The 14,998-nt window shown below is 49.1% G+C and carries 16 protein-coding genes and 1 tRNA gene; 11 read left to right on the forward strand and 6 right to left on the reverse strand.

Translation table 11 applies throughout. The features are described from left to right. Positions 1-22: 22 nt before the first annotated feature. Both ACYVBJ_RS01550 and ACYVBJ_RS01555 read right to left on the reverse strand, forming a co-directional pair. A complete protein-coding gene (locus ACYVBJ_RS01550; protein ID WP_460980541.1) occupies positions 23-613 on the reverse strand; it encodes a hypothetical protein in 591 nt (196 codons plus the stop codon). A 56-nt stretch (positions 614-669) separates the two neighbouring features. Beyond that, positions 670-1,551 (reverse strand): porin family protein, encoded by an 882-nt coding sequence (locus tag ACYVBJ_RS01555; protein WP_460980542.1) that lies wholly within the window; start codon positions 1,549-1,551, stop codon positions 670-672. 39 nt (positions 1,552-1,590) lie between these two features. On the opposite strand from ACYVBJ_RS01555, the gene ACYVBJ_RS01560 reads away from it, so the two are divergent. From ACYVBJ_RS01560 to ACYVBJ_RS01575, 4 genes are all read left to right on the forward strand, one after another. Continuing rightward, on the forward strand, positions 1,591-2,577 hold the full coding sequence (locus ACYVBJ_RS01560) for a gliding motility protein GldB-related protein (RefSeq protein WP_460980543.1): 987 nt from the start codon (positions 1,591-1,593) through the stop codon (positions 2,575-2,577). Between the two features lie 87 nt (positions 2,578-2,664). Next, on the forward strand, positions 2,665-4,479 hold the full coding sequence (locus ACYVBJ_RS01565) for an ABC transporter ATP-binding protein (protein WP_460980544.1): 1,815 nt from the start codon (positions 2,665-2,667) through the stop codon (positions 4,477-4,479). 69 nt (positions 4,480-4,548) lie between these two features. Beyond that, a complete protein-coding gene (locus tag ACYVBJ_RS01570) occupies positions 4,549-4,965 on the forward strand; it encodes a Fur family transcriptional regulator (protein ID WP_460980545.1) in 417 nt (138 codons plus the stop codon). A 92-nt stretch (positions 4,966-5,057) separates the two neighbouring features. Beyond that, positions 5,058-6,902, forward strand: a complete 1,845-nt coding sequence (locus ACYVBJ_RS01575; protein ID WP_460980546.1) for a MutS-related protein — start codon at positions 5,058-5,060, stop codon at positions 6,900-6,902. Positions 6,903-6,991: 89 nt separating this feature from the next. Here ACYVBJ_RS01575 and ACYVBJ_RS01580 read toward each other — a convergent pair whose 3' ends face one another. Beyond that, the gene (locus ACYVBJ_RS01580; protein ID WP_460980631.1) at positions 6,992-7,381 is read right to left on the reverse strand and encodes a DoxX family protein; all 390 of its coding nucleotides are present in this window, start codon (positions 7,379-7,381) and stop codon (positions 6,992-6,994) included. Positions 7,382-7,895: 514 nt separating this feature from the next. Beyond that, a tRNA-Phe gene (locus tag ACYVBJ_RS01585) sits at positions 7,896-7,968 on the reverse strand. A gap of 145 nt (positions 7,969-8,113) precedes the next feature. Here ACYVBJ_RS01585 and ACYVBJ_RS01590 point away from each other — a divergent pair. The 7 genes from ACYVBJ_RS01590 (at position 8,114) to nadD (ending at position 13,526) form a co-directional block, all read left to right on the forward strand. After that, positions 8,114-9,496, forward strand: a complete 1,383-nt coding sequence (locus tag ACYVBJ_RS01590) for a 4Fe-4S dicluster domain-containing protein (protein WP_460980547.1) — start codon at positions 8,114-8,116, stop codon at positions 9,494-9,496. A 97-nt stretch (positions 9,497-9,593) separates the two neighbouring features. Further along, positions 9,594-10,394 carry a (Fe-S)-binding protein gene (locus tag ACYVBJ_RS01595; RefSeq protein WP_460980548.1) on the forward strand — a complete coding sequence of 267 codons (801 nt, stop codon included), beginning with the start codon at positions 9,594-9,596 and terminating at the stop codon, positions 10,392-10,394. A 50-nt stretch (positions 10,395-10,444) separates the two neighbouring features. Continuing rightward, positions 10,445-10,942 (forward strand): hypothetical protein, encoded by a 498-nt coding sequence (locus ACYVBJ_RS01600; RefSeq protein ID WP_460980549.1) that lies wholly within the window; start codon positions 10,445-10,447, stop codon positions 10,940-10,942. A gap of 246 nt (positions 10,943-11,188) precedes the next feature. Further along, entirely contained in the window at positions 11,189-11,884 is a 696-nt protein-coding gene (locus ACYVBJ_RS01605; protein ID WP_460980550.1) for a sigma-70 family RNA polymerase sigma factor, read from the forward strand. A gap of 128 nt (positions 11,885-12,012) precedes the next feature. Then, positions 12,013-12,255: a hypothetical protein gene (locus ACYVBJ_RS01610; RefSeq protein ID WP_460976987.1), complete on the forward strand. Its 243-nt coding sequence runs from the start codon at positions 12,013-12,015 to the stop codon at positions 12,253-12,255. An 88-nt stretch (positions 12,256-12,343) separates the two neighbouring features. Further along, the gene (gmk, locus tag ACYVBJ_RS01615) at positions 12,344-12,943 is read left to right on the forward strand and encodes a guanylate kinase (RefSeq protein WP_460980551.1); all 600 of its coding nucleotides are present in this window, start codon (positions 12,344-12,346) and stop codon (positions 12,941-12,943) included. 10 nt (positions 12,944-12,953) lie between these two features. Then, positions 12,954-13,526 carry a nicotinate (nicotinamide) nucleotide adenylyltransferase gene (gene nadD, locus ACYVBJ_RS01620; RefSeq protein ID WP_460980552.1) on the forward strand — a complete coding sequence of 191 codons (573 nt, stop codon included), beginning with the start codon at positions 12,954-12,956 and terminating at the stop codon, positions 13,524-13,526. Between the two features lie 11 nt (positions 13,527-13,537). Here nadD and ACYVBJ_RS01625 read toward each other — a convergent pair whose 3' ends face one another. After that, positions 13,538-13,939 carry a hypothetical protein gene (locus ACYVBJ_RS01625; protein ID WP_460980553.1) on the reverse strand — a complete coding sequence of 134 codons (402 nt, stop codon included), beginning with the start codon at positions 13,937-13,939 and terminating at the stop codon, positions 13,538-13,540. Then, the gene (locus ACYVBJ_RS01630) at positions 13,936-14,958 is read right to left on the reverse strand and encodes a M28 family peptidase (RefSeq protein WP_460980554.1); all 1,023 of its coding nucleotides are present in this window, start codon (positions 14,956-14,958) and stop codon (positions 13,936-13,938) included. The genes ACYVBJ_RS01625 and ACYVBJ_RS01630 overlap by 4 nt, the downstream gene beginning before the upstream one ends. Positions 14,959-14,998 lie beyond the last annotated feature (40 nt).

Here is a 14,998-nt window from a genome sequence, read left to right on the forward strand (position 1 = left end):
GCGGAGTCTGAACCACTTCGTATTACTTCAAAGCGTCGATATACTCGTCCGTGAGGGGATCACTATTCCGCAGTGCACATTCGGAGGACAAATCTGAAGCATCCAGACTGAGTATCGTCAACGTAGCACCGTCTTCTGGTTCACAACTGGCGTTGTAGCCTTTTTTATAGACGACCAACGCAATTATATCCGCGTTTGTCCAGGTTTCAGCAGAGGCCACGAGCGACCGATTCGCCGTTGCACAAAGCTGAAATGTAGTTGCTGGTGTGTGGGTACCGGCCTTGTACTGCGCCCCAAAAGCCTCTTTTAACGCATTGGTATAATCGCAGGAAATTCGGAACAGTTTGTTGTCATAGAAGTACAGCACAACGTTCGTTATCGTCGTTCCGTCAGCCTCAACCTTTGGCGAGGTGAACGTCTGGATATGATCGCAGGGTAAGGCCAGCGTTCCTTTCACGTACGACTGTTCTTCTTTCTTAAAAACGGTTAGATTTAACGAATCTGAGGTCGTAATACCGATGCGCAGCTTACCCAGGCCCGTTATGCCCGGTTGTCCACTCCCTAAAGCAGGAAGCAGAACGAACAGGAACAGAAGTCGAAGGCCGTTCAGCATTTGAGGAAGAGCGATACATGAGACTGGAAATACCAGCCGTTCTCGTTACGTATTCATTAAAACTTAAACCCTAAGTCTAACGAAACAACCCGATTTTTAGATACCAACTGGCTGCCCCGCGCTACGTTCATCAGTCCCCGCTGGTAACTCACTCCTAAGTTGAAGGCATTGGTCTGGTTAATTTTATACTGGATGCCGGTGCCGAGTAGTAACTCAATATCGCCAAAGCTGTACTGACGGCGGTCGCCCCCGCTTTCGGCCATGTATAATCCGTTACGTTCCTGCTGGAGCGCCCGTTCGGCTAATTTTAAACTGAGCAGTCCACCCGTTTGGACGTATAGCCGAATACCCGGAGCGATGTTGTTGGCAAATAGTTTCACCGTAGCCGGGAGTTGCAGGTATTGCAGGTTGTAGAGGGATTCTTTCTCGGGTGCACCGGGGTTCCAGCGCGTGCTGCCAAAGGAACCCGGCATCTGAAAGCCCGAGCGCTTGATGGTATACCAGAGTCCCGTGCTGAACGCGTACTGATCTTTAAAGAAAAAGTAATCAAGCGTTGGGCCAACGCTCATCCGCACGCCTGCGCCATTGTCCCGGAACCCGACATAACTACCCGTGCCTTGGGCAGTATTAACGTCCAGCGAAGGCGCAAACCGAATGCTCATTTCGATGAGGTGATTCGGCCGGGCATAATCAGGGCCTGTTTCACTGTTAGACTCAGTACTCTGCCGACGGCGACGGCGTTTCCGGTCGTCATCGTAATCACGACGGTTCTGATCCTGACCATCGTAATTGTCGCCCAATATTTTTCGGAATCGTTTCTCCGTTACGTTCGATTCTTTCGTTCGTAGCTTATACAGCGCGGGCGACGATGACTGCGCCCAGCCAGAGAGCGTTGTCAGTATGGCCATAATTAGCCCCAACCCTGCAACTTTTTTCATAATTTTGTCTGTTTTCTATATAGAAAACCTGTGATTTTCATGCTACTACGGTCGGCCCTACTCGGGCTTTTTTGTGCTTTTTTACTGGCCTCGTGCACAGAAAAAGAAGATGTAGCCCTGGTTCGGCTCGATCAACAACTTTTCGCGGCTAAGTCTCCCAGTGCTATCCAGGCGTTTCTGAATCAGAATCCGTCTGTCGCTCAATTGTACTTTAACGCGAACGGAGCCGGAAATGATACGGCCCTGGTGCGCGAATTGACCAACCGGATCGATAATTCAGCATTAAACGAACTAAACCAGCAGGTTCAGGCTGAATTTGGCGATATGGCCGACTTGAAAAGCCAGTTTTCTGAAGCCTTTACCAATATTAAGAAAGAGTTTCCGGAATTCCGATCGCCCAAAATTGCCACGGTTGTCACTGGATTTTCAGGTCCTGATCTGGTCGTTACTGATAGTCTCATCATTATTGGACTCGATTATTTTGCGGGTCCTAAAGCGAAGTATCGCCCGCAGGGACCGACGTTTCCGCAATACATCCTCCGCCGATACCAGAAAGAGTACATCGTCCCGGCGGTTGTGTTTGGTATATCCGACAAATACAATGTTACGAACCGTGCCGACCAGACTATGCTGGCCGATATGGTGTATTACGGAAAAGGCTATGTGTTCACCCGGTCGATGTTAGCTAAAGATGAGGTTCCTGACAGTCTTATTATCGGTTACTCAGACAAGCAGCTGACCGAAACGTTTAACGCGCAGGATATTGTCTGGGGGCATTTTATTGATAATCAATTGTTATATCAAACGAATCCTGCTATAAAACAGCGATATTTGAATGAACGGCCTTTCACGGCGGAGATTGGCCAGGGTTGCCCAGGGGCCATCGGACGCTGGGTAGGCTGGCGGATTGTTGCTTTATATCACGATGAGCACAGTTCAGTCAGCATTGCCGACCTGATGCGCAATGCGGACGCCCGGCAGATATTCGAACAGTCCGGGTACAAAGGTCAGAAAGACGATTTGTAATCCGTGTCTTCGTACGAGAGACAATATTTTTTGAGGTATCGCGACAATACAGGAGCAGACTAGTACGATTGAGAACATCCATTCAGAATGGCAAAGCGAGGTAGGAGTTCTGGCGATGAAGCCAGCAAAGAAGATAAAAAAGCATTAAACCGGGATGGTCTGAAAAAGGCCATGAGCATCTTCCGGTTTGTCAAGCCGTATCGGTGGCAGTATGCCGCTGGGTTTGTATTCCTGGTGTTTTCGACGGGAACAACCATGAGCTTCGGTTTGCTGATTGGGCAGATTACGAGCGTTATTCAGGGGAAGTCGGCGTTCACGCTGAATCAGGTTACGTTGTTTTTTGTGGGTGTACTGATTGCCCAGGCCATTTTCTCCTTCTTCCGGATCTACTTTTTTTCGCAGGTAAGTGAGCGGGCCATGGCCGACGTACGCCGGGCCACGTACAGCAAGATCATTACGCTCCCCATTCCGTTTTTTGAGCAACGGCGCGTTGGTGAGCTCACCAGTCGTATATCCGCCGACGTTTCGCAGCTGCAGGATGTACTGACCCTGACCCTGGCTGAATTATTCCGGCAGGTAGCGACGCTCACGATCGGCACCGCCATTATTTTTTACGTATCGTGGAAGCTGACCTTGTTCATGCTCGCTACGTTTCCGCTCATCATCGTGGCCGCTATGTTTTTTGGGCGGTTCATCCGCAGGCTGTCAAAGCAGGCGCAGGATTTGTTAGCGCAGGCAAACGTAGTAGTCGAAGAAACGCTGCAATCAGTGAACGTAGTGAAAGCGTTTACCAACGAGCGGCTGGAAATTAATCGCTACGGAACCGCCCTGCAGCGGGTTGTCAATACAGCCCTACGAGCCGCTAAGTTCCGGGGCGTGTTCGTTTCCTTCGTCATTTTTGCGCTTTTTGGCGGTATTATCGGGGTTGTATGGTATGGGGGTTCGCTGGTCTTGTCGAACGAAATGTCCTTCCCCGATCTGTTGACTTTTATCGTCTATACCACGTTTATCGGGGGCTCCGTAGCCGGTATGGGTGATCTGTATGCTCAACTGCAAAAGACGGTGGGTGCGTCCGAACGCATTCTCGAAATTTTGGGGGAGTCGTCGGAAGTTAACGCCGGCGAAGAGTTACCCTTGTTTGTGCCCGTCCACGGCCACGTTCAGTTTACGGATGTTCAGTTCTCGTATCCCTCGCGCCCCGATGTACCGGTCCTGAAAGGTATCTCGCTCAACGTAGCGGCCGGACGAAAAATCGCGCTGGTGGGTCAGAGCGGAGCTGGCAAATCGACCATCGTGCAGCTGCTGATGCGGTATTATCCCATGTACAACGGTCAGATTACGGTAGATGGCCGCGATCTGTCAGGATTTAACGTAACAGAACTTCGGAGAAATATTGCGATTGTTCCCCAGGAAGTTATGTTGTTTGGTGGTACCATTCTGGAGAACATCCAGTATGGCAAGCCCGGCGCCAGTGAAGCTGAGGTACGCGAAGCGGCCCGCAAAGCCAACGCGCTGCAATTTATCGAGTCATTCCCCGACGGGTTACAGACCGTTGTGGGTGAACGTGGCGTTAAACTGTCGGGTGGGCAGCGCCAGCGAATTGCCATCGCCCGAGCCATTCTGAAAGACCCCGCTATTCTGATCCTTGACGAAGCTACCAGCTCGCTCGACGCGGAATCGGAGCGGTTGGTTCAGGAAGCCCTCGATGAGTTGATGCAGAACCGGACTACGATTATCATCGCCCACCGACTGGCTACCATCCGTAAAGTCGATACGATCTACGTTATTCGGGAAGGGCAGATTGCCGAAACCGGTACGCACGACGAACTGGCGGGCCAGGAAGACGGCATCTATGCAAACTTGGTTAAATTGCAGTTCGAGACGATGAATAATGAATCGTAGTTATCAGTTTGTGCGAAAAGCAGAACCGGTTTGAACTGACGTTTTTCAGCACTCGTTATTTTATAAAACATGACTTCAGCCGCCAAAACTCTCAAAGACTTTAACCTCCGACACACGAACGGTCGTGAGGAAGTCCTGGACCTGTTCCTGCGAGCGGGTCATGCGCTGGCACATAGCGACGTTGAGAACGGGCTTGGCCCCGACCATGACCGGGTAACAATTTACCGTACGTTACGTACGTTTCTGGACAAAGGTCTCCTGCACAAAGTTCTTGACGACGAAGGCGGTACTAAATATGCATTATGCCGCGAAACCTGCGCTGATGGCCATCACCACCATGATCACGTTCACTTCAAGTGTGAGCATTGCGGTCAGACAACCTGTCTCGACCAGGTACGTATTCCGGCAGTCGCGTTACCCCAGGGCTATAATCGAAAAGAAATGAACCTGCTTATTCAGGGCGTTTGTCAGGATTGTAACGAGTAGATGTGTGCTTCTGGCACCAAACCCAGAAATTAGAAACTAGTGAACATTGGTCGTCGGCGGTATCTTTACTGCCGACTTTTTTATACGAGTTTATGCCCCTCGAAGCCCTTTTTCAACAGCGTCATCAACAATTTGTTCAAGCCGAGCAGGCCGCCCAGCGTAAATACAATCAGCTTGCCTTTTGGCGACTTATCTGGTTCATCGGCAGCGTCGCTGCGGTATGGATACTCGGCAGATTGGACCAGCAGTTGGCTGCCATTCTGGTTCTGCTCATCGGTATAGCCGGTTTTATGTTCCTGTTGAAGCGCCACCAGACGATTCGACGCGAACGGGATCTGAATCACCACCTGGCCTTTGTCAATCAGGATGAAGCCGCTCGGCTGAACCGGCAGTATCTACGGCCAGAAACAGGTGAGCAATACGCAAATCCAACGCACTATTACTCCGGCGACTTAGACGTATTCGGTAAGCATTCGCTGTTTCGGCTCTTGAATCGCTCCCATACATTCGAAGGCCAGAAGCGGCTTGCTTCCTGGCTGCAAACCCCTTCCTCTTCGGAAACCGTTCATTTACGCCAACAAGCCGCAGTGGAGTTAAAACCGCAGCTTGACTGGAGACAGCGAGTTGAAGCGTTAGCTTATTTAGAGGAGCACATTAGCCACTCGCCGGAATCGCTTATTCAATGGGCAACTTCGGAAGGTAAGCCGTTGTCAGCTTATTTCAACGTTATTCGGTTTCTGTTTCCCGCCATTACGTTAGGGCTATTTGCCGCGTGGCTGTCGGGGCTGGTGCCCGGTTTGGTGGTGATCCTGGCTTTGGTGGTGCACAGCTTTGTTTTAAGCCGAACTGCCGAAAAAGCCAGGAACGTAAGTGAACAGACATTTGATATTTCGAATGCGCTACGTGCCTATCAGGCGTTGTTCCAGCAGGCTGAGCAGGTAGAAGGAGAAGCGGTTCGCCTGAAAGCCATTCGGCAGGTATTAACCGCCGATGGCAGTGTGGTGTCATCGGCCATTCGTCAGCTAAGCCAACTGACCGAAGGGCTGAATTACCGACGTAATCCGTATTTCTATTTAATTTTTGGCACAGCCCTGCTGTGGGATTTACACTACCTGTTCCGGCTGGAGCAGTGGCAAAAGCAGTACGGTCCACGTTTAGCATTTTGGTTCGAAGCGTTAGGCGAACTGGAAGCACTGAATAGTCTAGCCGGATTTTCGTATTCGCATCCCGGCTATGCGACTCCCGATATTGTTGACGATCAACTAACCCTAGCCATTAGCTCGGCGGCCCATCCACTACTCTCACCTGACCGTAGCATTGCGAATTCGCTTTCACTGATTGGCGCGGGCCAAACCATATTGATCACCGGCTCAAACATGTCCGGCAAGAGCACATTTCTGCGCACTGTTGGGGCAAATATCGTGTTAGCCCTGGCCGGAGCAGTTGTCAGCGCCGAAAAATTCCGCTGCTCGCCCGTACAGGTATTTACGAGTATGCGCACGCAGGATTCGCTCGAAGAAAGCACGTCGTCGTTCTATGCTGAATTAAAGCGGCTTCAGACGTTGATTAACCTAACCAAAGACGCGCAGGCAATTCCTGTTCTGTATTTTTTGGATGAAATCTTAAAAGGAACGAACTCGGCAGACCGTCACCGGGGTGCTGAGGCCTTAATTCGACAGTTGCATCGTACCACGGCCTCCGGCTTTGTGTCCACTCACGATCTTGAATTAGGGCAGCTGGCAAACGAACAAGTCGCTGTGCAAGGTAAGGCTCCCGCCGACTTCGTGACAAACTACCACTTTCAGTCTGACCTAAAGGACGGCGAGCTCGTATTCGATTACAAGCTACGTAACGGAATCTGCGAGAGTTTCAATGCCAGTCAGCTCATGCGTGCCATTGGTATTGAGATAGCGACTGAATCGGCCCAGGTGAAGTAAATAGCCCCGGTCTAGCGCAAGAGGGTTTGTACTACAGGCGAACCCTCTCCTTCATTGACTCTCACTACGACCGTTCGCTCCCGATTGGATCATAGATTGTCTGTACTCTTCAAAGCCCAATAGATGAGGACAGGCTGGAAAAATAACCGAACAAATCGTTTTCGGTCTGTATCCAAACCAAAAGCACTTCGCCGATTGACGTATTGGGAGATGTTACCGGGAAAAACGGCCGTAAAAAAACTGGCAGCCACTTGTCCCACAACCTGCTGATGCTTTTCCGGAGTCAGCACAAGACTGCTTCCAAGCGCGATTTCAGCCAGACCTGAATACACCACTGTTTCATCTTTAGGCAGGGGAACCCAGTCGGGAACCTGCGCCTGAAACGCTTTTCGGGCGAAGGTCAGATGACTTACGCCCGCAAAAATCAAGTTTGCTCCTAAAAGGATTCTGGCTACTTTTTTCGCATTTCTCTCGTTCATGTCAATCGTTTTTATATAGTCCCAAAACGTTGATTTCAGCGTATTGTTAATGAACAGGGGATGGATGTTACGTTCTACTTCAGAAGCTGAACCGCAAGAATCATTGATGTTAGTACTCAGCAACTCTATTCGTTTCATTGGTTTCGCTGTCGCTTCAGACATAGATACTAATCGGATACTGACTGTATATATAGCCCGTTAAGCTTCTATTTTATACGCATCGTATGAGCAAGAATTGTGCGCTTTAACTACTTGCGATTCTCCGGTAAGCTATATACTTTTGCCTCGTCAAAATAGTATGCATGCATACTATTTTGACGAATTAAAAACGAAGAAGGGGCTTTTGCCGTTATAGGTTATGAAGATTCAGGGCTTTTCTTGCACCGGGTTGGGTATTGACATTATCCGCCAACGTTTGGCACAAGCGATAGTCAAAAATGATGGATAATGCACCCATATTGTATCAACAAAAAAGGCAGTCACAACTTCTAGCTGTAACTGCCTCCTATTTTCGTGGTGATGGACGGAATCGAACCGCCGACACAAGGATTTTCAGTCCTTTGCTCTACCAACTGAGCTACATCACCGCAGGCGATGTATCGTCGAAAACGTGGGTGCAAAAGTACATGGTTTATTAACTCAGTGCAACCCCTTGTCAAGAATAATTTTTAAATAATCGGCTGACAAACCCAGCATGTGCTGATAATCAGGCCAAGTAAGCATCATAAACGGATGGAACTTTTTCAGCAAATTTTGTTTGTTGCGGCTTTAGCGGCCACGGCATGGTACATAACGAAACGAGTTCAGCTTATTGCCCGCGCCATAAAGCTGGGTCGTGCCGAAGATCGGTCTGACAATGCTGGCGAGCGGATGAAAACAATGCTGCTGGTTGCGTTCGGCCAAAAAAAGATGTTCACCAACCCACTGGTAGGTATCATGCACTTTGTGATTTATGCCGGGTTTGTAATCATCAACCTAGAAATACTGGAGATAATCCTGGACGGTGTTTTAGGAACGCACCGGCTGTTTGCCCCTTACATTACGCCAATCTATCCAATTCTGATTGACGTGTTCGAGGTCCTGGCCTTTGGCGTTCTGGCCGTTTGTGTTGTATTCCTCTGCCGACGCTTCATTGCTCGCGTAAGTCGACTCCAGACTAGCCGCCACCGCGAACTACGCGGCTGGTCAATCCGCGATGCCACAATCATCTTATTAGCCGAGATTGTGTTGATGATTGCGTTTTTGACCTGGAATGCATCCGACAGTGTTCTGCGCGATCGGGGCGTTGGTCATTATAGTGAGTTGCAGGGTATCGTTCCCGATTTTATTGTTAGCCAGTATCTAAAGCCAATTTTTGCGGGCTTTAGCGATACAGCGTTAGGCGCTTATGAACGGACGTCGTGGTGGCTGCACATTCTGGGCATTCTCGCCTTTGCCGTCTACGTTACGTACTCGAAGCACCTGCACATCGCGCTCGGTTTTCCGAATGTCTACTATTCCGATCTGCAGCCTAAAGGTGAGATGCAGAACATGCCGGAGATCACGAAGGAGGTACAGCTGGCGTTGGGTTTACCCATAACCACTGAAGCCGATGGATCGCAGGTTAACGATAATGGAGAGCAACCGGCTGAAGTGGGTCGTTTCGGGGCGAAAGACGTTTATGATCTGAAATGGATCAACCTGATGAACGCCTACAGCTGCACCGAGTGCGGACGCTGTACGGCAGCCTGCCCGGCTAACATTACCGGCAAAAAATTGTCGCCCCGTAAGATCATGATGGACACCCGCGACCGGCTTGAAGAAATTCAGCGCGGTTGGCAAACGCAGGGAAATGATTACAAAGACGACAAATCGCTGCTGAACGATTATATAACGGCGGAAGAGTTAAACGCCTGTACGACCTGCCAGACCTGCGTGACGGCTTGCCCGGTTAACATCAATCCGCTGGACATTATTCTTCAATTACGTCGCTATCGGGTGATGGAAGAGTCGCAGGCTCCGGCTTCGTGGAACGCAATGTTCAGCAATATTGAAAACAACATGGCCCCCTGGAAATTCTCGCCGAGCGATCGGTTCAACTGGGCTGACCAGGTCAACGAACCCGTAACAAAATAAATTGAAGTCATAACCTGGCAAGCGTAGGGAGTTTCTAAGTTCCGGACGGCTCTGCTCGTTGCAGGGTTATGATTAGGCCACTTGACACGTTTCGAAAATGACAACTGAGAAAACCTATAAAGTACCAACTATGGCCGACATGGCTGCATCGGGCGAAGAACCGGAAATCTTATTCTGGGTTGGCTGCGCTGGCTCCTTCGATGATCGGTACAAGCGCGTAACCATTGCCTTCGTACGCATTTTAAATCATGTCGGTATCAAATTCGCCGTACTTGGTCCCGAAGAAGCGTGTACAGGTGATCCGGCACGACGGGCTGGTAATGAATTTCTGTTCCAGATGCAGGCTATGGCCAACATTCAGGTGCTGAATGGCTACAACGTTAAAAAGATCGTAACGGCCTGCCCGCACTGCTTCAATACGCTCAAGAACGAGTATCCGGAACTCGGCGGCAACTATGAGGTTATTCACCACTCGCAGTTTCTACAGGGTTTAATTAATGAAGGTCGGGTACGGGTAAAAGACGGCCAGTCGTTCAAGGGCCGACGTATTACGTTCCATGACTCCTGTTACCTCGGCCGGGCTAACAAGATTTACGAAGCTCCTCGCGAGGTCTTGGCAGCCTTAGATGCTGATCTGGTTGAAATGAAACGGGTACGTGCCAACGGCCTGTGCTGCGGTGCAGGTGGTGGCCAGTATTTCAAAGAGCCCGAACCCGGCAATAAAGATGTGAACGTTGAACGGGTTGAAGAAGCGTTACGTACCGGTGCTGATACAATTGCCGTGGCCTGTCCATTCTGCATGACCATGATGTCTGATGGTATCAAGAACCAGAATAAAGAGGATTCTGTCCGGGTCTATGACCTGTCGGAACTGATCGCGCAAGGAGAAGGGTTGTGACATTATTGAGTACTAACCCTTCATTATTTACTCAATATACCCTTTAGACTATGTACATTGATTTTGATAAGCTGCCAAATGAAGCCCGTGTATGGGTATATCAGGCTGGCCGTCCACTGTCGGAAACAGACGTAACAACAGTTGAAAAAGCGCTGGAACCGGCACTGAATCAGTGGGCAGCGCATGGCCAGCCACTGCTTGCATCAGCCAAAGTCATTGAGAGCCGCTTTGTGATTGTTGGCGTCGACGAAGGGTTTAGTATACCCAGCGGTTGTTCAATTGATTCATCCGTACGAACGTTACAGGAGATAGGCCGCCAGGTTGGCGTAGATTTCTTCGACCGTTCGGTAGCCGTTCGCTCAGCTGATGGTACGGTTCAAACGTATCCGTTACCGATGATTAAAGCGGCCGTTGAGGCTGGTTCCATTACGCCCACTACAGAGGTGTTTAATACGTTGGTAAAAACCAAAGCGGAGTTTCTGAACAGCTGGACTCTATCCGCTTCGGACTCGTGGTTAAAGCGTTATTTCAAATCTATAGCGGCTTAGGTTCTCGTATATAGTAAGCCAGTCACGTATTTAGAAAGTCTTTCTAAATACGTGACTGGCTTTAACGTTATGATATAGCTAAACGTTCACTGCCAATTCGTCATATTGTCTGGTTTTCAACTCTTTTTTCAAACAAAGGATTGATTTTTGTAGTCAAACCCTGATACGGCTCAGCGGATTGGTACCGTGTAATTATTGAATTCGTTGAGTATTGCCGCTAGTAAACGGCAATTAACTCTTACTTTTATGGCGACTATACCAGAAGTTATGTCAGATACGCCAACTCGCGACGACCGGGATGCCGGACCAGATCAACTGTTGCCCGGTGGAGACTCCGCTGAGCAGCCATCCACTGATGCGCCTGCCCGCCGTTATACCGACGAGCAGAAATATCAGGTATTTAATAAGGAGTTCATGCCCCACATCGACTCCATGTACAATTTTGCTTTTCGCTTAACGACCGATGAGGACGATGCCAACGACCTTGTACAGGATACGTATTTAAAAGCATTCAGGTTTATTTCATCATTTGAGCAAGGAACTAACGCCAAAGCGTGGCTGTTCCGCATATTGAAGAACAGCTTCATTAACGATTACCGAAAGAAGAGCAAAGAACCGGCTAAAGTGGATTATCAGGACGTAGAAACGACCTATAATTCAGAAGATGCAGAGACCGAACACACGGTTGATCTTCGGGCTGAGTCAGTATCGGATTTAATCGGGGATGAAGTCGCAACGGCGCTTAACTCGTTGCCCGTAGATTTCAGAACGGTCATTATTTTGTGTGACATTGAAGGGTTTACGTACGAGGAGATGGCGAAGATATTGGACATCCCGATCGGTACTGTTCGATCACGATTGCACCGGGCCCGTAACTTGTTGAAAGAAAAATTGCGTGATTACGCATCTTCAATGGGTTATAATGAAGAAAGTGAAGAATAAACCGAACTTTTTCTAACTATATTTTGGTTCTGCTAATAACTTAACGTATTAATATTCTTGGAATAAATAGAAATTTTCCAATGCAAACGTCATTGCCATCGTCATCTTCATCCAGTGCCAGGCCTGAGATGAAAGAGCATTGCAGTCATCAGGCGGACTGCTTGAAGATGATCCAGTTGATTCTGGACGGGGAAGCCACTGAACAGCAACTCGCTAAGCTGAAAGTTAATCTCGAAAGTTGCAAGCCGTGCATCGAGATGTACCACCTCGAGAAAGAAGTTAAAGAGTTATTGACCAAGCGAATGGAAAAGAAATGCTGCCCCGATCAACTGGTGGCAACGATCAAATCCAAGATTCTAACTTTCAGTTAATACTTTCATCAGCAACATTGGGGTAATTAAGGATAAGGCATCTGCCACCCTTGATTACCCCAATTGCTATAATAAACCGTATCGTATTTTGGACGGCAAGCTCATCATTTTTTCAGCCCCATCGGGTTCAGGCAAAACCACTATTGTTAAGCATCTCCTCGCCGAGAATGCCAACCTTGGCTTTTCGATCTCAGCGTGTACACGTGACCGTCGGGGACGTTCGGAAGAAAATGGTAAAGATTATTATTTTCTGACGCCGGAAGAGTTCAAGCAACGAATCGACAACGACGAGTTTGTGGAGTGGGAAGAGGTCTACGTCGGGGCCTTCTACGGAACACTTAAATCCGAGATTCAGCGCCTTTGGGACAGCGGCAAGCATGTTCTCTTCGACGTAGACGTTCAGGGAGGCCTGAAGCTGAAAGAATACTACGGCGATAAGGCACTGGCCGTTTTTGTTAAAGTGCCGGACGAAGAAACACTACGTCAGCGATTGATCGGGCGGGGTTCCGAAACCGAAGAGAGCCTGTCCAAACGTTTGTTTAAGGTGCACTTTGAAATGAGCTTCCAGGATAAGTTTGACGTGGCTCTTGTTAACGATGACCTGGAGACGTCCCTGCAGAAGGCGCAAAAGCTGGTCGATGACTTCATAAAGGAAAACAAAGTGCCAATGAAGTCTACGGTGATTTAAAGCGCTTCTTATGAAAATCGGTCTGTTTTTTGGCTCGTTTAATCCGATTCACATCGGCCATCTTATCATTGCCAATACGATGGCCACAACAACCGATCTTGACCAGATCTGGTTCGTAGTGTCCCCCCAGAATCCGTTCAAGAAGACAAAAAGTTTGCTGCATGAATTCGACCGGCTTGACATGGTCGAACGGGCCATCGCCGATAATAGCTGTCTGAAAGCTACCGATATTGAGTTTTCGATGCCTAAGCCCAGCTACACGATTGATACGTTAACCCGGCTTGGCGAGAAGTATCCGCAGCATACGTTTCGGCTTATTATTGGCGAGGATAATTTAGAGCAGTTTGCTAACTGGAAAAATCACGATAAGATTCTCGAGTTCTATGGCCTGAGCGTGTACCCAAGACCTCGTGCTGCCGAAAGTCCGTTTAAAATCCATCCTAATGTTCAGGTTGTAGAAGCACCACTGCTGGATATATCAGCAACGTTTATTCGCGACTGTATTCGAAGGAACCGCTCGATTCGCTACCTGGTCCCAGAGGTCGTTGAAGAGATGGTTATACGTAAGAAGTTCTACGTATAACCACTTAAAGATCAAGGCAAGCCGTTCTGAAACGTTACCTCTGTTGCCAGCCCAATGGCACTCATCCGTATGGCGACCGATCTACTGGCTGACTTGGTAGGGGGGCTGTCGCAGTGAGAGCCCTTTTCTAGGAAATAGATATAAAACTTTTGATTCCGGTCCGCAATCTGATTGATGTCCGGGCGACCGAGCAGCTCACCGATTGTATTGGCGGTTTTCCCTTTCAGGTTTGGAATTTCGGCTTTGAAGTCTGGCACAAGCGTCGCCCGAACGCCAGTGCAGCCGCCCCGATCACTACGCCATTTTTTGAGGTTCAACTTACCAAATTGATCCGGCACCGGCTCGCAACCGGTTAATACGTTGACCAGAACCAACAAAGCGACAATAAACGTTAGCGGTCGGACACTCTTCATTGTTCGTTATATAGTACCTGTAACAAGGTTTGACCAACGGCCTTGAGCGTCGAACGGTTGATATTGTCCATAGTATCTTCGGCCGTATGCCAGCCCGGGAAGAAGCCGCCCGTACCGATGTTGGTGTGAATAATATCAATCATCGGAATCTTGGCAATTGTGTTCGGGGCTAAGTGATCGTCGGTAATTGAGCCACCAGCCGTATCAACAAAAAACTGGCTGTAGCCCAATCGGCTTGCCGTTTGCCAAACATTATTGACGACGGTTGGCGCGTACTGCATGGAAATGCCTTCTTTGGCGAACGTAGCGCCCTTCGCGCCGACCATGTCCAGCAGAATACCGTAATAAGCGGAGTAACCTGGTTTATGCAGATTCCTGGCCCAATAGCGCGAACCTAAGCAGAAACCACCGTAACTAAAATCACCACTTTCCTTCTCAAAGTCTTTGGCGGCTTTTTCACCGTTACCCCAGTCTTCGGCATCAAAAAAGATGATGTCAATTCCCACGTTCGGCTTTTGCTGACTTTGCTGAATCGTACGGGCTAATTCGAGTAAAACCCCGACTCCACTAGCGCCATCATTAGCAGCCAGTACGGGTTTATTTTTATCAGCCTGATCCGTATCGTTATCGGCATGAGGGCGTGAATCCCAGTGCGAGGCAAGCACGATACGTTTCGTCGCTTTGGGATTGATACTGCCAATAATGTTACGTGCGTTCAGCTTTTTACCATCCCAGGTTGTAGCCACGAATGCTTGTTCAGTCACTTCACACCCAAACTGCTTTAGCTGAGCTGCGAGGTAATTACCCGCCTGAACGTGAGCCGGTGTGTTAGGCACGCGTGGTCCGAACGCTACCTGCCGGTCAACGTACGCGTAGGCAGAGTCAGCGTTGAACGGCGGAGCGGATACCGTCGCTGGCTGTTCGGTGGTTTGGGTCGTCGTGTTTTGATCGTTTTTCGTTTTACAGGCACCAACCAGAACGGCTAAGGCAAGCGTGTAGAATAAGAGGTTCGTCTTCATCAGTTAATGTATTGGCGGGCCGCCGAGTGGATTTAGTTCA

Source organism: Spirosoma fluminis, from assembly GCF_054778895.1.